Genomic DNA, 17,936 nt, shown 5'->3' on the forward strand with positions numbered 1-17,936 from the left:
AAGCGGTCCTACTTTCTACAAAAGTTGTTTAAATTGCGCTAAGTCCGCTGCTAAATCGACTTGTAATTGACGATTATAGAAAACCGCAGCTGGATGAAAAGTTGGCATAATGCGATAACTTCGTTGCGTCGGCACAAACTTTTTTTGGTCGTAATCATAACGCCTGACTGGCCCAGTAAATAATTGCCCGTGAACTGAACTAACGCGATAGTCATTACCCAACAGTCGTTGTAAGCCAGTGTTACCAATGGTCAAAATTAAATCGGTTGGTAAATGCGCTAATTCATAATCCAATAGAAACGCTTGACTGATCATTTCCTGTTTGGTTGGTGGGCGGTTATCCTTTTTTTGATACGTTTCGCCAGTGCGTTTAGAAGTTTTAGTGACGAGCTTAAATGGTCGACTACGATAAGCACTGGTAATAAAAACCTCGGCACGAGTCACACCTAATGTAGCCAAAGATTTATCTAATTCAATACCAGCACGACCGGTAAATGGTTTATGCGAAGTAACTTCGGTTTCTCCTGGGGCTTCGCCCACTAAAATAAATCGCGGTGTAAGACTACCATTACCAGGCACTAGACCTTCCACGTTACCGTGAACAGTTTGCCAACCACGTGTCAGTAAATCGGCAGGTAAAATAGTCGCCATTAGAACAAGCCAGTGATCGTACCATCTTCAGCAATATCCATATTTAAAGCGGCTGGTTTTTTCGGTAAGCCCGGCATCGTCAAAACATTCCCCGTCAAAGCCACTAAGAAGCCAGCGCCTAAATCTGGAACAAACTCACGAATATGAATCTTAAAGCCAGTTGGGGCGCCTAACTGTTTAGGCTCGTCGCTAAATGAGTATTGTGTTTTGGCCATACAGATCGGTAACTTATCCCAACCGTTAGTGGTGAAAGTCTGCATTTGTCGCTGAGCCTTGGTTGAAAATTCAACCGCGTCGCCACCGTAAATTTTTTGGACGATCGTCGTTACTTTTTCAGTGATCGATGCTTGATCGTTGTATAGAGGGTTAAACGTAGCTGGTTGCGCTAACGAAGCCAATACCGCATTAGCCAAATCAATACCGCCGGCACCACCATTGGCCCAAACTTCAGTATCAATTGCCTTAACACCTAGTTCATCGCACAGTTCTTGTAAGGCGGCCACTTCGGCAGCCGTATCAGAAACAAAATGATTGATTGCGACGGTTACTGGTAAGCCGTATTGCTGCATATTTTTGATGTGCCGTTTCAAATTGACAAATCCCGCCGTTAAAGCTGCAACGTTTTCAGTTTGTAGATCAGCTAAAGCGACGCCACCATTGTATTTTAATGCACGAATCGTTGCGACCAATACAATGGCATCGGGATGCTTGCCTAATTGTGGGACTTTGATATCCAAGAACTTCTCCGCACCTAGATCAGCTCCAAAACCAGCTTCAGTAATCGTATAATCAGCTAATTTCAAAGCCGCGGTCGTTGCTAAAACACTATTACAACCGTGGGCAATATTAGCAAATGGCCCACCATGAACAAAGGTTGGGGTGTGTTCTAACGTTTGTACCAAATTAGGCTTTAGTGCGTCCTTTAATAACATGGTGATGGCGCCTTGAACTTTAAGATCAGCCACCGTGACTGGTTGTTTTTGATCCGTATAACCAATTACGATCCGCGCAATTCGTGCTTTTAAGTCGGTAATACTAGTGGCTAAACATAAAATTGCCATTAATTCACTAGCAACAGTAATATTAAAGCCGTCTTCGCGTGGCACGCCTTGGAATGGCCCACCAAGACCAATCACAACGTTCCGTAGCGCTCGATCATTAATATCTAGTGCCCGTTTCCAGGTGATCCGGCGCTGATCGATATGTAGTTCGTTGCCTTGCTGAATGTGATTATCGATCAAGGCGGCTAAAGTATTGTTAGCACTAGTTAAAGCATGCATATCGCCAGTAAAGTGTAGATTGATGTCTTCCATTGGTACGACTTGTGCATAGCCACCACCGGTAGCGCCACCTTTGATCCCCATCACTGGGCCTAGTGACGGTTCGCGTAGTGCAATGATTGTCTGCTTATTGAGCCGATTCATAGCGTCACCAAGGCCAATTGTGACCGTTGATTTGCCTTCACCAGCTGGGGTGGGATTAATTGACGTTACTAAGATCAACTTGTGGTCTTTAGGCAACGACCGTTGATCTAACGCAGTCAATTTGACTTTCGCTTTATATTCACCATACTGCTCAATATCATGTTGATCTAAACCAATTTGTTTGGCAATCGTTTGAATCGGCTTGATCTCGCTTTGCTCATTTTGTTGTGCAATTTCAATATCAGACAAGTAGAACACCCCTTAGGTTAATTTTTGATCACAGCTTACCGCAGAACACTAAATGCGATAGCACTAGTATACCGTGTTTTTCGACTAACGTGAAGCCGCGGCGGCACGTAGTTCACTTAATGTGGCAATTAGCTGTTGTTTCTGCTGTTTAGTCATTAAGATTGTGATATAAGGTAAGCGCGTTAACTCGAAGCGTACACCGTGCGGTAAAACCACCACATGCTGTAGCTCACTAAATTTGATCTCACGTGCTTGTTTCGGCCAAAAACGACGCAAAGTCAAACTAGCGTTAGCAGCATCTAGCGTTAAACGACGCCGAAAAATACCTAACGCTGCGACAATTAAAAATAAAATAAACGTTGCAATCGTAAACCATTGAATCGTAGTGATCTCTAACCAACCCGTCCCACTAATAAATAAAATCACAAAAGTCCATGACCAAAAAATAATGCTAGAATATAAATCAGGTTGATAATAAAAAGAACGTTGCATTTTGGCACCTCTCTACTTCATTATTAAAGTTGTTTATTAGCTAAGTACGCTAATAACTTTTTGATGTTACGGCTATTCTTGCGGCACTCTTAAGGAGCGTAGTTACACAGTAATGAAAGGAGCCCACTAATGATTATTCTCGCCACTGACGCGGCCACTAAAGGTTCACCCGGTCCCAGCGCGGCTGGTGCATTGATTACCTATGATCACCAGCGATTACAATTAAAAAAAGTTTTACCCGAAATGGATAACCATCATGCCGAATTTGCTGCGGTTATTTTTGGTCTGCAGGCCCTGCATGAACGACATCTAACCACGGAAATACTTGAATTACGTACCGACAGTAAACTAGTTCATTCTAGCCTGGAAAAAGGCTACGCCAAACATTTTCAGGCTGAGGTTGATCAAATCTTACAACTAGAACAGACCTTTCCGTTAGTACTCCACGTTTGGGAAGCCGATCATCAGCATCGTGGGCCGCATAATTTAGCCCAGCAAGCACTCTTTAACCAATTAAACACAAAAAAATAGTCGAATCAAGTCTGATTCGGCTATTTGATGAAAATATTATTATTTAAGCACACAGAAACGTGATTCGTCGTCCATATATTCTTTTTCACCAGCGGCTGCTTCGATCGAACCAAATGGCATTTGTGCCCGTAAGCGCCAGTTGCTAGGAATATCAAATGCATCATGTACTAATTCATCAATGATTGGGTTGTAATGCTGTAAGCTAGCGCCAATACCGTTTTCAGCTAAGGCTGTCCAAACAGCTAATTGTGCGTTACCTTGCGCTTGTTCAGCCCAATCAGCAAAGTTATCTGCATATAATTCGAATTGTTGTTCTTCATTACGCACGATATCTTCATCGGTAAAGTACATAATCGTACCAAAGCCTGCTTTGAAGCTGGCGATTTTAGCTTTAGTGCTTTCATAAGCTGCTTCTGTTGGTACTTCTGACTTCAAGCGTTTAACCACGATATCCCATAATTGATCGTGCTTGTCGCCGAATAAAATAATTGCGCGGGTCGTTTGACCGTTAAATGCAGTTGGGGCTTCGCGAACGACTGATTTAACTAAGCTCGCAATTTCCTCTTGTGAAGCCGTAACGTTTTTACCTAAAGCATAGATTGAGCGGCGGTTTTTCAATAAATCGACTACAGTTGTTTTCATGTGTGCGTGACACTCCTTTTGGTTAGTTGATGTAAAATAGTATATCAGCTTACAAAAAGTAAGTCAACTAGTTTTTGTATTTTCTGAAATGAGCAGACAAAGCCTATAAAATCAAGGCTTCATTTTTAGAAAACTGAAAGTATTATCTATTTCTGGTAGTATTTAGCAAATTCAAGTGTAAACTTTTGGCGGGATGGAATGTATAAAAAATATCACTTCTTTTCTACGTATTTTATTTTATAGTACAGCACTTTACAGCTTTTCACTGACCCCCGACCAACAAGAAGCCAACCACTGAATCACCACTTTGGCCGGTGTTGTTTTTAACCGCCTTTGCACTTGCCGCGCTAAACTAGCCAAAAACAGCGCCGCTTGAATTTGCCGACTTAACCAGAGTTTGCGTTCACGCAAACTTTTGGTTACCAAAAAAGCTAAACTAGGTTGGGTCAATGGCAATACGATCATCAAGGTATACGCCGTATTCAATAAATGATGATCGGCTTCAATCTTGGCTACTGAACGCACGGCGTAATCACCGAAGTGCCAGAATGTTTTCATTTCATAAAAATAGGTCTCGATCGCCCAACGTTTTTGATAGTAGGCCAACGCTCGTAGCGCTGGCGCAGGGGCGCTGGTCTCCGGCGTCCGATAGGTGAGCTGGGTCGGATCAACGGCTAGGGTTTCGGTTGTGATCGCCGCTAATTCTTCGGGCGCGCACGTCGCCATGAACAGACGACAAGTCGTCTTGCGTTGTACGCGGATCATGTAAACTGGCTGGGGCATCAAGCGTGTCAGACACCGCACTATACCGATCTGATCTCCGGCCGAACAAAGATTTAATGCAATATTTCCCAAATGGATCTGGTCACCATATTTCCGCGGCCGACCGCGCTTACCGGTGCGTTTGGGTAAGCCAAACATGGCGGTATCTTTACGCACATTGGCGATCATAGCTAGATTAGGTTGCGTCATGACCAGTTGGTTGATCTCAGCTTTGGGATACCAACTGTCACACAGTAGGAACACTTGTTGGTCGCTGGCGATCGATTTCAAAGTCGTCTTGATCATTTGCGCCGCTTGCTGGTATTTGGTCGCCTGTTCCGCCTGATAAAGGTGCGTGGCTAACGGCAAGAACGTATAAACTGGCTGGTCATCTTGGTCCCGCTGTGTTGGGATCATCAGACCTAAAGTAACGAAATCATGGGCATTGACGAGCCGCTTACCCGTATGTGCGGCGTGATCGAATAGATATTTGACGCCGGTAAATTTGTGGCCGAACTTGGGTTGGACCGTGTCATCCAGAACCAATAATAAGGGCAAGTCCTGACAAGTAGTGGGAATCAAGGTCAGTAAATACGTCAAGTTGCGCACTTCTAACTGTGGCAAGTGGTTACCGATCACTGCCAAAGCCCGATAAAACGTGTTCAAAGAATGCTTCGTCACCCGGCCCAGAAATTGTTCAAATAAGTGGCGGATCGAGTGGCGGTCACCGATCACTAACAACGCTAGACACAACCAAAAATAGTTAAGGCCCATTGGCTTAGACAAGCCAGCCGCTTTTAAATCAGAAAAATAGGCGTGGAGGGTGGTTAAAAGTGATGATTTTTGATAAAATGAGTTCAACACGAATCCTTCTTTCTAAATGGTTTTTTGTCGAACTCATTTTAGCAAAGAATAGGCATTCGTGCCTTTTTATATCCAAATTTTTTTAAAAAGCTGTAAAGTGCTGTTTATAGTAGAAAAGGAGTTTTTATTATGCCGCGCGTTTTATAATCAAGTTAGCCAAATACTTTTAGCTAATTGATAAAATAAAAAACACCCAGACAAATCTCTGTTATCATTGATGTTCCTACACAAACAATGAAAGAGGTTATTGTCTTGATGCAAGAACAGAATACCACAGTCAGAAAAAAAGGTCAGCACCTAACTTCGTTTGAACGAGGCAGAATTGCTACGCTGCACAGCCAAGGCTATTCCAATCGTGCAATTGCCAGAGCGCTTAATGTTTGTCATCAAACAATCAATAATGAATTGTGCCGCGGCGAGATCGACCAAGTAAAAAAAGTGAATGGTCAACGCCAATATTACGCTGTATACTCACCAGAAACAGCACAAGCTAAGTACGAAGCTAATCGAGCCCACTGTCATCGACCTTTGAAACTCGTCGGTGTCGCTGATTTTATCGACTATTTTACGACTCATTTGCGTCAAGATGGTTGGTCGCCTGATGCAGCAGTAGGACGGGCCAAACTTGAAGGCTTATATCAACCTGAGGAGATGGTCTCGACCAAGACGCTATACCACTATATTGATGCCCAGTTACTTGAAGTCCGTAATCTTGATCTACTCGAAAAAACGCGCCACCGTGCCAAACATCATCACTCGATCAAGCACAAGCGTCTGGCCGGACGGAGTATTGATGAACGGCCTAAAAGTATCGACCAGCGCCAAGAGTTCGGCCATTTCGAATTGGACACCGTGGTGGGCAAGCGCAACGGTCAAGAGAGTGTGATCTTAACGCTGATCGAGCGTCAATCCCGCTGCCAAATTCTACGTTTGATCGATGGTCGTGATGCCGATTCAGTCAACTATGAGCTGGCCAAGATCTGTCAAGAATACGGATCAATCATGAAGTCAGTTACTGCCGATAATGGCGCTGAGTTCTCGGAAGTTGGCGCTGTACTTACCGGTGTCGCTGACCTTTATTATGCCCATCCATATCGTTCCTCTGAGCGTGGGACTAACGAAGCGCATAATCGAATGATCCGCCGCGATGTACCCAAGGGTCTATCCATGGATATTTTGGGTCCTCATGATATCCAAGCAGTTGAGTCAAAGCTAAACAATTTACCGCGCCGGCAAACTGGCTATCAAACACCCAAAGCGCTTTTCTCCGCTGCTTCCGCCGGTTAAGTTAAGTCCATAAAATATGAATATTAATGAAAATACTGATTTAATAGGATTTATCGTGTGGCTAATTTGTTCTTGCAATTTGGAGAAAAATAATGTCATCTTCTAAATCTAGAAGAGACATTATTTACTATTAAAGGTTATTTTTTATTTGAATGTACATGATTATTGTTTACAGCAACAATTAAAGTAACTTCCATAAAACCAAGTCAATTAGAACGTGATAAATTATAATCAACAATCCATTTTAGAGTTATTCTTTATTCGTGTCATTAGTATCTATAATGGCAATCAAAACAAATTTTATATTTTCTGAAATTATAAAAAACCTACCTAGAAATAATTATTCCAGGTAGGTTTTCAATGTTTTATATTGGTGGTTTTATTTTTTAAATATTAAAGTTAAAGTAACTTTTTTATTATTAAGCCAAGTAAAACAAATCTTGGCCTGTTCATTTGTCAGTTCTAGTGCACACGTTTACCCCAAAATTGGAATAAATCAGTCCGTAATGCCCCGTTATACAATTTACGCCGTTTCGTCGCTTTTTCACCGTAATAAGTTTCAAATTGTAAATCACTGGTTAAAATATATTTACTCCAACTAGTCAACGGCCGATACACATCACCCATTTGCTGATACAGCCGATGGACGCTGCTAGCATCACTTAATCGTTCCCCGTACGGCGGATTAGCAACGATCACCCCGTTATGTTTATCCGTTCGGAAGTCCTTCACGGCTAATTGTTTAAAATCAATGTCGTGCAAAACGCCGGCTTCATTTGCATTTAAACGGGCAATTTCAATCATGCTACCATCGATATCGGCGCCCATGATATCTAAAACAACATCGTCACGGCGTGCAGCCGCAGCTTCAGCACGTTGATCAGCTACTAACTCAGCGGGCACCCAATCCCAGCCTTCAAAAGAAAAAGCGCGTTTCAGTCCTGGCGCAATATTTAAGCCTTTTAACGCAGCTTCAATTGGAATCGTGCCCGAACCACACACTGGATCTAAGAATGGCATATCCGTGTGCCAATTAGTAATGGCAACTAAAGCGGCCGCCATATTTTCTTTTAGCGGTGCGTCACCCTTTTCTACCCGATAACCTCGCTTAAATAAGCTAGGGCCAGTTGTATCCAAGGTCAACATCACGTGATCCTTTAGAATACTAACTTCCAAAGCGAATAAGGCCCCAGTTTCAGGTAAACGGCCCCGACGATGATAAACTTGACTCATTTTTTCCACGATCGCTTTTTTTGTCAACCGTTGTACATCAGGTACACTGTACAGCTTGGACTTGATTGAACGACCAGCGACTGGAAATTCGGCATCCAACGGTAAATAATCGTCCCACGGTAAAGCCTTAACTTGTTCAAACAAATCGTCAAACGTAAGTGCTTTAAACTCACCTACGACGATTTTGATCCGATCAGCAGTACGTAACCACAAGTTAGTCCGAATGATGTCCTTAATATCCCCAGTGAAGCGGATCCGACCGTTTTCCGTTTGACCATGGTAGCCTAAAGTCTTTAACTCATTGGCTGCTAGCGCTTCAATTCCGCTGGCAGTTGTTGCAATCAAATTATATGTTGTCATTTGTTCTCCTCATTTACCCTTTATTTTATATTTAAATGTTTCAAATAGACTCTCAAAAAAAAGACCCTCCACCGAAATGAAGGGTCTCCTGATAAGGTGTAAACCTCTGTAAGCCATGTTTTGTCTCACTGATTGGCTCAGGAACACAACCAGTGAGGGCAATCATCTATCTACAGACACTAGATCTGTCTCCATGCGTCGTTCATTTCCATACATGGAGCGCCCCTACCATAAGTTTGGGTTACTCGCTCGCGGGGTTTACCCGTTCCAAACAGTTCGTTTCCAAACTGTATCGTCACTGTGGCACTTTTCAGGATATTAATTGCATAGATTGCTCCTTAGCAACGTTCTCCGCCGTTACTGGTTACCCAGTACCTTAGCTTATTGGGCTAAGCACGAACACTACAAGCATCGCAGCTTGTGCGGGCATGGACTTTCCTCAGCCTACAAAAGTAGACCGCGATCACCCGAAGTTTACACCGGTTAATTAACTATTTAACTTGCGTGGACCATCTTGGTTGCTGTCATCTAGCTTAGCACCAAATACATGCCGTTCAAGATTCGACAGCCGCTTCAAGATATCAAAGTTAGTTACCGTTGGATTAGGTTGCGCACTTTGGACATTTTTGTTCACCGTAACCTGTTTGGTTAACTCATCGTTACGTGACCGTAGGCGCTGATTATTACCAGCTAACTCATCAATTTTGGCATTATATGCCTCATAATCCTTGATCACTTGATCTAGAAATTCATCAACTTCAGCTGGATCATAACCCCGCATCTTAGTTTTGAATTCTTTCTGGAGAATATCCTGAGTTGTAAAATTTAAATTATCCATTCCAATACACCTCATTGCACGTTGTCATTAACATGACTGTTAATAGTATAGCAAAGTTTATTCTGCTTGAAAACCATTTTCTTGATCTTCTTGATAATTATTTGCCATATCTTGTAAATCATCAAAGTCGAGCAAGCTTAATTCGTAATCATGTTGCGCTTGATATCGCTGGATTGCCTCAACTGTATAGTGAGTTTTACCCGGCGCTGTTTCATCATATAATACTAACGCACCATCTGTGTGCGTCAACATGAATTCTTGATAATTTCTTAATTGTTTAGGCGAATGATAGGGTTTATCGCTGACGGCAGCAGAAAAATCGACTTGGCTGCGCAACACTTCTAGCGCCGTTTGGTTCGTCTCATTCCAATTCTTGCCAAAATCAGCAAACGACAGCATCATTGCCGTCTGTAGTTCTGGATAATCTTTTTTTAATTCGGTGGCGACTTCTAGGCCCCACTGCTCAGTTCCTAATTGTCCACCGCTGATCACCCAAGCCAAATGTTGCTCAAAATGGGCAATTATTTCAGCCCGTAACGCGGCTTTAATAATTTTTAACTTTGGTTCGTTAGCGCTGAAAACGCCGAGTTCATAACTACGGTAACCTGTTACCCATAACCGCATAAGCATCCCTTCTTAATTTTATTCCAAAAAAACTTAGTAATTGCTATAATAAAGGCTTAGGAGTGTGATCATATGCCGTTGCATTATCCAAATGGCAACCTCTACCACAATGATGCCAAAGCGCAGCCAAAAAAGCAAATGGCACGCAGCCAAACACGCTTTGATAACCGGGGCATGTCATTAGAAGAGGAAATTAATGAAAGTAACCAATTTTATCGTGCTCACGATATTGCAGTCGTCTATAAAAAGCCGCTGCCATTACAGATCGTTAAAGTTGATTATCCCAAACGTAGCGCCGCAGTAATCAAAGAGGCTTACTTTCGCCAACCATCGACTACTGACTATAATGGTGTGTACCGAGGCTATTATCTTGACTTTGAAGCTAAGGAAACTAAAAATAAAGCCAGCTTCCCGCTGAAAAACTTTCATCAGCACCAGATCGAACACATGCGCCATTGCTTGCGCCAAGCGGGGATCTGTTTTGTTATTATGCGTTTTGTTAGCTTAAATCGTTTATTCGTTTATCCGGCCTCACCATTGATCGCACATTGGGATCAACAAAACACTGGTGGCCGCAAATCTATTCTATTAACTGATATCGAAACCAATGGCTTTGAAGTGCATTACGCTTTAAAACCACGGATCCCTTATCTGACGGCAATCGATCAATTCATTGCCACGTTAACTATTGAAAAAGGAGATCATCATGGCCAATAATAATCAATCACGCGTTGCCCGACATCAAAATGGAGCAAAGAAACCAAAAAAGCGCCATCCGATTCGGCGCATTTTTCTCTGGCTATTAGCCCTATTTGTAGTTATCTTAGTTGCCGGAGGTGGTTTATTCACTTACTACGCAATGAGCGCCCCTAAGGTGACGCAAGCACAGCTTTCTAGTCAATCCTCTTCAGTGATTTACGATAGCTCTGGCAACAAAATTCGCACCTTAGGGCTCGAAAATCGGAGTTATGCTTCTGGCAATGAAATTCCGCAAACTTTAAAGGATGCAATCGTCTCAACCGAAGACCGCCGTTTCTATTCTAATTTTGGGATCGATCCTGTCCGGATACTGGGGGCTGCCTATTCTAATTTTACTGGTAATTCTGGGTTACAGGGCGGGAGTACTTTGACACAGCAATTAGTGAAGTTGGCTGTCTTCTCCACTAAAAAATCAGATCAGACCTTAAGGCGTAAGGCACAAGAAGCTTGGTTAGCAATCAAAGTCGATCGCTCTTACTCCAAGAACCAGATCCTAGAGTTTTACGTCAATAAAGTGCCATTAGCTAACGGTGTCTATGGTATGGGTACCGCCGCTCATTATTACTATAACAAGTCATTAAAAGAATTGGACTTAGCCCAATTAGCGCTGATCGCTGGAATGCCGCAAGCGCCTAACACTTACGATCCTTACACTAACCCAGCAGCAGCTAAGGCACGGCGTGATCTTGTTTTACAGGCAATAGTGACCAACAAAAAAATCACTAGTCAACAAGCAAAACAAGCTGCAGCAGTACCAATCACCGAGGGTTTAGTCGACCAACAAAAGCAAACCAATACGGATACTGATAACGTCACTGATGCCTATATCAGTCAGGTTGTCGCTGAAGTTAAAAAGAAAACTGGATTAAATCCTTATACTGATGGCTTAAAGATCTATACGAACCTAAACATGAAAGTTCAAAAACGACTTTACGATATTGTTAACACGGATAACTACGTTAGTTTCCCAGACGATCTACTACAAACTGGGGTTACGATGACCGACGTTAAAACCGGTAAAGTCACGGCGATGATCGGTGGTCGTAAAACGGGCAACGTTCAGTTTGGACTTAACCGCGCGGTTCAAACTAGTCGTAGTAGTGGCTCGACAATCAAGCCATTACTTGACTACGGTCCAGCAATTGAGTACTTGAATTATTCAACTTACCAACAAATGGAGGATACCAAGTACACTTATGCCGGTACATCAACCCAATTATATGATTGGGACTTTGAGTACATGGGTCGAATCTCACTCCGAACTGCTTTAGCGCAATCACGTAACGTTCCTGCAGTCCGTACTTTAGATAAAGTTGGCTTGACTAAAGCCACGCAATTTATCAACGGTTTGGGCATTACATTCGCAAAACCGTTAGAGTTACAAAATGGGATCGGTGCTGATGTCTCTAGTTTACAAGAAGCTGCCGGTTACGCTGCTTTTGCCAACGGTGGCACCTACTACAAGCCATATTTGATCAATAAGGTGGAAAAGCCAGATGGAACGAGTGAAACCTTTGATCCACAAGGCAAACGCGCTATGAAGTCCTCCACCGCCTACATGATCACTGATGTTTTAAAAGATGTTATCTCTAGTGGTACTGGGACAAGCGCACAAATCAGCGGATTACATCAAGCAGGTAAAACTGGGACTACTAATTACTCCGATGATGAATTAAATAATAGTACTAGCATTTCCAGCAGTATGGCTAAGGATTCTTGGTTCACTGGTTACTCAAAGGATTACGCGATCTCAGTCTGGACTGGTTATGATCAACCGCAACAACATGGATTGACTTCGACCGAGCAACAAGTTGCCGCCAATATTTATCGTGAGTTAATGCAGTACGCAAATACAGAAACAAACGCAAGTGGTGGTAATTGGACTAAGCCAAGTAGCGTGGTTGCGGCCAACATTCTTAAGGGCTCGAATCCAGCACAGTTGGCGGCTAGTGGCGCTTCAAGTAGTCAGGTCACTCGTGAACTATTTGTTCGGGGAACACAGCCGACTACTGTAGCTAGCAGCACTACTTCTAGCAGACGTAAAACGTCAACCAGTAGTTCAAGTATTTCTAGCAGTAGTTCAAGCTTAGCTAGCAGCAGTTTCAGTTCAGCGGTCAGCAGCGCTTCCAGCTCAGCAATTGAACAATCATCAAGTCAAGTTAGTCAAAGTAGTAGCTCAGCAGCTAGTCAAAGTACCAATAACGGTCAATCAAACGCTAATACTGCAACAACAGATACTAACGCAAATCAGAATACGACCAACAGTTCGAACACACAAACACCTAGTAGCAATACTGGTAGTTAAATCAAATAACTAAAAAAGCCTGACGCGGCTACGATTAATTTCGTAATCTACGTCAGACTTTTTTTTAGTTATTTTTTTAATCCTAACCGCCGTTGACCATCAGCACACATACTCAATAACGGACACTGTTCACATTTAGGCGCCCGAGCTAAACAATGATAACGGCCAAAGTAGATCATCCGATGATGGGCAGTGACCCATAGATCTTCCGGTAATAACTTCATCATCCGTTGCTCAATTTCCAACACCGTTGCTTTTTGTGGGACCATCCGTAATCGTTTCGTCACCCGTGTCACATGGGTATCGACTGCAAACGCCGGAATCCCAAAAGCGTCCGCCAGAACGACGTCAGCCGTTTTGCGCCCGACCCCAGGTAATTGCATTAATTCCGCTCTAGTCGATGGCACAACGCCGTTAAAATCGTCTAACAGCGCTTGGCTGGCTGCCTTCATATGTTTTGCTTTATTTCGATACAAGCCAATACTATGAATATCTGCCTGTAAAGCAGTTTCGCTAGCTGCCGCCATCGCTTGTGGATCAGGAAAATCTCTGAATAATTTAGGGGTCACTTTATTGACCGAAATATCCGTTGCCTGTGCACTTAACATTACCGAGATCATATATTGGAATGGTGTTCGTGCATCTAATGATGGCTGGGCGTTAGGAAACATCTTACCCATAATTTCAACCGCTTGTTGTGTTTGCTTTTTTGATAACATCCCCAGTGACTCCTTTCTACTTCACCATTCAGGCTATTAATCAGCCAAAACCGCTAATTAATTTGGCGGTTTTGGACGATGCTGAGCTTGCCGTTGTTCTGCTTAGTCCAATCGACAACGGGCAATCCAACGCTGCTTAAAAATGAACACCCACCACTTGTATACTTGCTAAACAATATTTCTACTTACCGCAAGAATGCCATTTAGTTATTGCTTCTCATCATCGTCAGGCTCCGCCCAATTATACATCGGGATCTGCGGAATATCCTCAGTGGATGATTGCGCTGCCGCACCGGAACTAGGTTGACGTTGTTGCCGCTTTTCCTGTTCTCGTTGGATCTGTTGCTTAGTGGTCAAGTGTTTACGTTCCCAACTTAACAAAATACGATCCATGTATTTCAAACTATAAGCTTGATTCAAAACTGCTTCGCGCAATGCTAACCCGATCACATCTGCTTGATAATGATCTTGGTCTAGCCAAGCCGCAATGGTTTCGTATTCAATCGGTGATAGCGGCCGACCAAACTCGGTTTCGATCTGCTCAAATAATGCTTGCCGCTGATCGGATGATTTTTGTTCGACAACTTGCCGATTTTGTTGACTCAAATAAGTCGCTAATTTGCGATACATCAACGCAAAATCGTATTGATCCTGACTACGACCCTGTTTATCCTGAGTCGTATCGATCGTCAAGATCTTCTTTTGGATCATGCGGTGAATGATCTGATAAACCTGAGTACTAGAAAGCCGCAGTCGCTGAGCGATCGTAGCCATATCTGGAAAATGGTTCCCTGCGTCATAGAAACTCTTTAATTCTAAATAAACCAAAAATTCATCATTGGTGATGCCTAATTCATGAAAATGCGCCAGCAACAGACTGGAAACAGTTGTCTGCCCCGCGTTAATAAATTGCTGCATAAAGGTATCGTCCATATTGCCATCCTTTTCTTAAATATAAAAAGAGTGCCGCAATTGAACCCAACTAGCCGTCCACTTGCCTGACACTCTTTTTATAGCGCTTATGGGTAAATCCGGTTTAACAAACGTGGGAACGGAATTGTTTCCCGCACGTGATCAACACCACAGATCCAAGTCAACGCCCGTTCTAGGCCAAGACCAAAACCAGAATGCGGCACACTACCATATTTACGGAGATCTAGATACCAACTATATTCTTTTGGATCTAACCCAGCTTTTTTGATCTGCTCCAACAAATAATTATAGTCTGTTGCCCGTTCACTACCACCGATGATTTCACCATAACCTTCTGGTGCCAATAAATCAGCACAGATCACCACGTCATCACGGGTTGGATGTGGTTTCATGTAAAACGGCTTGATCTTCTTCGGATAATTTAAAACAAACACGGGTTGCTCAAATTGGTCAGCCAAGAAAGTTTCTTCTGGTGAACCAAAGTCAACGCCCCATTCAACGTCAAAATTATTTTTTTGTAACATCGCAACTGCATCATCGTAACTGATCCGTTGGTAAGGTAATTTAGTGTAGCGTTTTAAGACTTCCTTATCTCGTTCCAATAGATCCAATTCATAATCACAGTGATCCAATACATTTTGAACTAAGTAAGCCACATATTCTTCTTGAATCTTTAGACTTTCTTCTTGATGCATAAAGGCCATTTCTGGTTCTAGCATCCAGAATTCGATCAAATGGCGCCGTGTTTTCGATTCTTCAGCTCGGAAAGTTGGTCCGAAGGTAAAGACCTTGTCAAAAGCTAAAGCACCGGCTTCGGCGTATAACTGTCCACTTTGTGATAGGTATGCATCACGCCCAAAATATTCAGTGTGGAATAATTCAGTCGTGCCTTCTGGCGCACTGCCAGTTAAAATTGGCGCATCCATTTTAATGAAGCCCCGCGCATTAAAGAATTCGTAACTAGCTCGGATCACTTCGTTACGAATCTTCATGATGGCAAAAGGCCGCCGTGAACGTAACCATAAATGACGATGGTCTAACAGAAAATCGATCCCATGTTCCTTTGGTGTGATCGGATAACCTTCACTTTCACCAACAAGCTCTAGATTTGAGATCTCAATTTCATAACCAAACTTAGAACGTGTATCTTGATGGATCGTACCGTACACCCACATACTTGCTTCCTGATGCATTTGCTTAGCCAATTGGAAGATTTCCTCACTGACAGCACTTTTAACTAAAACACCTTGGAAAAAGGCCGTCCCATCACGTAATTGTAAAAAGGCAATTTTGCCGCTGGAACGTTTGTCGGTCAACCAAGCACCGATTTTGACTTCTTCATCGACATGATTTTTGGCATCAATGATATTAATTTGTTGAACCATTAAAAAATTTCCCCTATCTCACTTATTTAGCTATTTTTACTAAAGTAAAAATCACTTATTGCTGCTTTTAAGCTTCCATATTACCTTTAGTTTGAATGAAATCAGCAATACGCTGATAAGCTTCTGCTAGTGAATCTAAGTCATTAGCGTAGCTGATCCGAATATGATCAGGCTGACCAAAGGCGCGCCCTGGCACAACTGCTACGTATGCTTCTTCTAACAATGCATTCACAAAATCTTCAGTAGTTGAATAGCCACATAGCTCAACCGCACGCTTAACATTCGGGAACAAATAAAATGCTCCTTGCGGCTTATCCGCTAATTCAAATCCTGGTAGACTTTGAATCTTTGGGAATAAGTAATTTAAACGCTTTTCAAAAGCTTGACGCATAGTTTCAGCATCCGTTTGTTCACCACTCAAAGCCGCAATCGTTGCGTATTGGCTAACCGCAGTTGGATTACCAGTAGCGTGGCTAGCAACCGTCGTCATCGCCTTAATGATCGCCGCATCGCCCAAAACATAACCCATCCGCCAACCAGTCATCGCATAGGTTTTCGACACACCAGTCACCAATAAAGTATTTTTGCGGATAGCATCACTTAAACTAACGACAGAAGTAAACTGATTTCCATTATAAACTAAATTACTGTAGATCTCATCTGAGATTAGCAAAACATCATGTGAGACCGCCCAATTACCGATTGCGGTCAATTCTGCCGCTGTGTAGATCAAACCAGAAGGATTTTGTGGTGAGTTCAAAACAACTGCCTGTGTTTTTGGCGAGTATTCTTTTTCCAGATCCTCGACCGTTACTTTATGTCCCGCCCCAGTCGTTTTAACGGCTAACGGACGACCACCGGCTAAATTAACTTGTTCAGCATAACTGACCCAAAATGGTGCTGGCAATAAAACTTCGTCACCAGGATTCAAGATAACTTGAAAAATCAGATATAACGCAAACTTTGCCCCCGTCGTTGCGATAATCTGTTTGTTATCATAATGAACACCAGTTTCAGCTTCAATCCGCTGACTGATCGCTGTTTTTAATTCTGGCAAGCCACCAGCTGGTGTATAGAAACTAGTTTTGCCAGAACGAATTGCTGCGATTGCTGCATCCTGAATATACGTTGGTGTAACAAAATCAGGTTCACCAATCGATAAATTGATGACATCAACACCCTTAGCGATCATTTCCTTAGTCTTAGCCGACATCGCCAGTGTTGCGGATGGTTGCACCTTCATTACATTTTTCGATAATGCCATATGACCACTCTCCTGAAGCTATATATTTTTGATCAACTTAACTGATTTACCAGTCTTAAAAGCTAACGTTTGGTAACCAAGTTTGCCATTTTCATCAGCAAACGAAACTTCCCAGACTGGCTTATTGTGATAAAGTCCTAGGGTTGCATTATAAACCTTTTTTGGTGCTTGTGTCCGCCAAACGCGTTTCAAGGCTGTATTGCGGGAAATCCCTGCACTTTGATCAAGCACCGTTATCTTGCCACCCTTTTGGGCAATGATCACAAATACCGCTTTATGCTGTTTGGTTTGTCCCGCCACGGTCAAATAACTATGTTTGCGATTAAACCAATAAAAATCATCCACCGTCGTGACGTGCGCATATTTCTCAGCTAAAGAAACAGCTTCGCGCCGTGCCGTCACTGCAGGCTTATTAGCGGCATGATAAATGAATAACGCACTGACAATGATCAATAAAATCACGCCAATTAAACTATATGATTTCCAATGTTTTCGCATGATTTCCCCTCTACTTCACGATCAAGGTAACTTATTAGTAAAAAACACTAATAAGTTTCGATGTTACGAACGATGACCATTCTTGTGGCAAGGATCGTACCGCAAGAAACATGGCT

General features: G+C 42.7%; 17 protein-coding genes and 1 other RNA gene. 4 read left to right on the forward strand and 14 right to left on the reverse strand.

Going from position 1 to position 17,936, the window contains the following annotated elements; genetic code table 11:
• Nucleotides 1-15 precede the first annotated feature (15 nt).
• From LC20001_RS07745 to LC20001_RS07755, 3 genes are all read right to left on the reverse strand, one after another.
• On the reverse strand, nt 16-651 hold the full coding sequence (locus LC20001_RS07745; RefSeq protein WP_010009924.1) for a uracil-DNA glycosylase: 636 nt from the start codon (nt 649-651) through the stop codon (nt 16-18).
• Nucleotides 651-2,324: a formate--tetrahydrofolate ligase gene (locus LC20001_RS07750; RefSeq protein ID WP_010009923.1), complete on the reverse strand. Its 1,674-nt coding sequence runs from the start codon at nt 2,322-2,324 to the stop codon at nt 651-653. The genes LC20001_RS07745 and LC20001_RS07750 overlap by 1 nt, the downstream gene beginning before the upstream one ends.
• Before the next feature lie 84 nt (nt 2,325-2,408).
• On the reverse strand, nt 2,409-2,816 hold the full coding sequence (locus LC20001_RS07755; RefSeq protein ID WP_010009922.1) for an EbsA family protein: 408 nt from the start codon (nt 2,814-2,816) through the stop codon (nt 2,409-2,411).
• A 129-nt stretch (nt 2,817-2,945) separates the two neighbouring features.
• On the opposite strand from LC20001_RS07755, the gene LC20001_RS07760 reads away from it, so the two are divergent.
• Nucleotides 2,946-3,347 (forward strand): ribonuclease HI family protein, encoded by a 402-nt coding sequence (locus LC20001_RS07760; protein WP_003679121.1) that lies wholly within the window; start codon nt 2,946-2,948, stop codon nt 3,345-3,347.
• A gap of 39 nt (nt 3,348-3,386) precedes the next feature.
• Here LC20001_RS07760 and LC20001_RS07765 read toward each other — a convergent pair whose 3' ends face one another.
• Together LC20001_RS07765 and LC20001_RS07770 are read right to left on the reverse strand one after the other, a co-directional pair.
• Nucleotides 3,387-3,989 carry a nitroreductase family protein gene (locus tag LC20001_RS07765; protein WP_010009920.1) on the reverse strand — a complete coding sequence of 201 codons (603 nt, stop codon included), beginning with the start codon at nt 3,987-3,989 and terminating at the stop codon, nt 3,387-3,389.
• Between the two features lie 252 nt (nt 3,990-4,241).
• Nucleotides 4,242-5,615, reverse strand: a complete 1,374-nt coding sequence (locus tag LC20001_RS07770; protein WP_145955957.1) for an IS701 family transposase — start codon at nt 5,613-5,615, stop codon at nt 4,242-4,244.
• A gap of 255 nt (nt 5,616-5,870) precedes the next feature.
• Here LC20001_RS07770 and LC20001_RS07775 point away from each other — a divergent pair, with 255 nt between their 5' ends.
• Entirely contained in the window at nt 5,871-6,902 is a 1,032-nt protein-coding gene (locus LC20001_RS07775) for an IS30 family transposase (protein ID WP_169925062.1), read from the forward strand.
• A gap of 462 nt (nt 6,903-7,364) precedes the next feature.
• Here LC20001_RS07775 and LC20001_RS07780 read toward each other — a convergent pair whose 3' ends face one another.
• The 4 genes from LC20001_RS07780 to LC20001_RS07795 all read right to left on the reverse strand — a co-directional run bounded on the left by LC20001_RS07780 (nt 7,365) and on the right by LC20001_RS07795 (nt 9,957).
• Nucleotides 7,365-8,495, reverse strand: a complete 1,131-nt coding sequence (locus tag LC20001_RS07780) for a THUMP domain-containing class I SAM-dependent RNA methyltransferase (RefSeq protein ID WP_010011207.1) — start codon at nt 8,493-8,495, stop codon at nt 7,365-7,367.
• A 104-nt stretch (nt 8,496-8,599) separates the two neighbouring features.
• An RNA gene (rnpB, locus tag LC20001_RS07785) (RNase P RNA component class B) lies at nt 8,600-8,970 on the reverse strand.
• 12 nt (nt 8,971-8,982) lie between these two features.
• Nucleotides 8,983-9,333, reverse strand: a complete 351-nt coding sequence (gene gpsB / locus LC20001_RS07790) for a cell division regulator GpsB (protein ID WP_010011206.1) — start codon at nt 9,331-9,333, stop codon at nt 8,983-8,985.
• A 57-nt stretch (nt 9,334-9,390) separates the two neighbouring features.
• Nucleotides 9,391-9,957 (reverse strand): SLOG family protein, encoded by a 567-nt coding sequence (locus tag LC20001_RS07795; protein ID WP_010011205.1) that lies wholly within the window; start codon nt 9,955-9,957, stop codon nt 9,391-9,393.
• Nucleotides 9,958-10,029: 72 nt separating this feature from the next.
• Here LC20001_RS07795 and recU point away from each other — a divergent pair, with 72 nt between their 5' ends.
• Together recU and LC20001_RS07805 are read left to right on the forward strand one after the other, a co-directional pair.
• Nucleotides 10,030-10,674 carry a Holliday junction resolvase RecU gene (gene recU / locus LC20001_RS07800; protein WP_010011203.1) on the forward strand — a complete coding sequence of 215 codons (645 nt, stop codon included), beginning with the start codon at nt 10,030-10,032 and terminating at the stop codon, nt 10,672-10,674.
• Nucleotides 10,664-13,021 carry a PBP1A family penicillin-binding protein gene (locus tag LC20001_RS07805; protein ID WP_010011201.1) on the forward strand — a complete coding sequence of 786 codons (2,358 nt, stop codon included), beginning with the start codon at nt 10,664-10,666 and terminating at the stop codon, nt 13,019-13,021. Before recU ends, LC20001_RS07805 begins: the two co-directional genes overlap by 11 nt.
• Before the next feature lie 68 nt (nt 13,022-13,089).
• On the opposite strand, the gene nth is transcribed toward LC20001_RS07805, so the two are convergent.
• The 5 genes from nth to LC20001_RS07830 form a co-directional block, all read right to left on the reverse strand.
• On the reverse strand, nt 13,090-13,740 hold the full coding sequence (gene nth, locus LC20001_RS07810) for an endonuclease III (RefSeq protein WP_010011200.1): 651 nt from the start codon (nt 13,738-13,740) through the stop codon (nt 13,090-13,092).
• 207 nt (nt 13,741-13,947) lie between these two features.
• Nucleotides 13,948-14,658 carry a DnaD domain protein gene (locus LC20001_RS07815; protein WP_225358945.1) on the reverse strand — a complete coding sequence of 237 codons (711 nt, stop codon included), beginning with the start codon at nt 14,656-14,658 and terminating at the stop codon, nt 13,948-13,950.
• Between the two features lie 101 nt (nt 14,659-14,759).
• Nucleotides 14,760-16,058 carry an asparagine--tRNA ligase gene (gene asnS, locus LC20001_RS07820; RefSeq protein WP_010011198.1) on the reverse strand — a complete coding sequence of 433 codons (1,299 nt, stop codon included), beginning with the start codon at nt 16,056-16,058 and terminating at the stop codon, nt 14,760-14,762.
• A gap of 67 nt (nt 16,059-16,125) precedes the next feature.
• Nucleotides 16,126-17,322 carry a pyridoxal phosphate-dependent aminotransferase gene (locus LC20001_RS07825; protein WP_010011197.1) on the reverse strand — a complete coding sequence of 399 codons (1,197 nt, stop codon included), beginning with the start codon at nt 17,320-17,322 and terminating at the stop codon, nt 16,126-16,128.
• Between the two features lie 18 nt (nt 17,323-17,340).
• Complete coding sequence (locus tag LC20001_RS07830) at nt 17,341-17,820, reverse strand: cell wall elongation regulator TseB-like domain-containing protein (RefSeq protein WP_003678006.1); 480 nt, start codon at nt 17,818-17,820, stop codon at nt 17,341-17,343.
• Nucleotides 17,821-17,936: the final 116 nt, after the last annotated feature.

The organism is Loigolactobacillus coryniformis subsp. coryniformis KCTC 3167 = DSM 20001, from assembly GCF_002706425.1.
Classification (GTDB): Bacteria; Bacillota; Bacilli; order Lactobacillales; family Lactobacillaceae; genus Loigolactobacillus; species Loigolactobacillus coryniformis.

What these genes read in the sequence shown, in the direction of transcription:
- LC20001_RS07745 (WP_010009924.1), bottom strand. Translation starts at nt 651, where the DNA reads ATGGCGACTATTTTACCTGCCGATTTACTGACACGTGGTTGGCAAACT.
- LC20001_RS07755 (WP_010009922.1), bottom strand. Translation starts at nt 2,816, where the DNA reads ATGCAACGTTCTTTTTATTATCAACCTGATTTATATTCTAGCATTATT.
- LC20001_RS07760 (WP_003679121.1), top strand. Translation starts at nt 2,946, where the DNA reads ATGATTATTCTCGCCACTGACGCGGCCACTAAAGGTTCACCCGGTCCC.
- LC20001_RS07765 (WP_010009920.1), bottom strand. Translation starts at nt 3,989, where the DNA reads ATGAAAACAACTGTAGTCGATTTATTGAAAAACCGCCGCTCAATCTAT.
- LC20001_RS07775 (WP_169925062.1), top strand. Translation starts at nt 5,871, where the DNA reads ATGCAAGAACAGAATACCACAGTCAGAAAAAAAGGTCAGCACCTAACT.
- LC20001_RS07780 (WP_010011207.1), bottom strand. Translation starts at nt 8,495, where the DNA reads ATGACAACATATAATTTGATTGCAACAACTGCCAGCGGAATTGAAGCG.
- gpsB (WP_010011206.1), bottom strand. Translation starts at nt 9,333, where the DNA reads ATGGATAATTTAAATTTTACAACTCAGGATATTCTCCAGAAAGAATTC.
- LC20001_RS07795 (WP_010011205.1), bottom strand. Translation starts at nt 9,957, where the DNA reads ATGCGGTTATGGGTAACAGGTTACCGTAGTTATGAACTCGGCGTTTTC.
- recU (WP_010011203.1), top strand. Translation starts at nt 10,030, where the DNA reads ATGCCGTTGCATTATCCAAATGGCAACCTCTACCACAATGATGCCAAA.
- LC20001_RS07805 (WP_010011201.1), top strand. Translation starts at nt 10,664, where the DNA reads ATGGCCAATAATAATCAATCACGCGTTGCCCGACATCAAAATGGAGCA.
- nth (WP_010011200.1), bottom strand. Translation starts at nt 13,740, where the DNA reads ATGTTATCAAAAAAGCAAACACAACAAGCGGTTGAAATTATGGGTAAG.
- LC20001_RS07815 (WP_225358945.1), bottom strand. Translation starts at nt 14,658, where the DNA reads ATGCAGCAATTTATTAACGCGGGGCAGACAACTGTTTCCAGTCTGTTG.
- asnS (WP_010011198.1), bottom strand. Translation starts at nt 16,058, where the DNA reads ATGGTTCAACAAATTAATATCATTGATGCCAAAAATCATGTCGATGAA.
- LC20001_RS07825 (WP_010011197.1), bottom strand. Translation starts at nt 17,322, where the DNA reads ATGGCATTATCGAAAAATGTAATGAAGGTGCAACCATCCGCAACACTG.
- LC20001_RS07830 (WP_003678006.1), bottom strand. Translation starts at nt 17,820, where the DNA reads ATGCGAAAACATTGGAAATCATATAGTTTAATTGGCGTGATTTTATTG.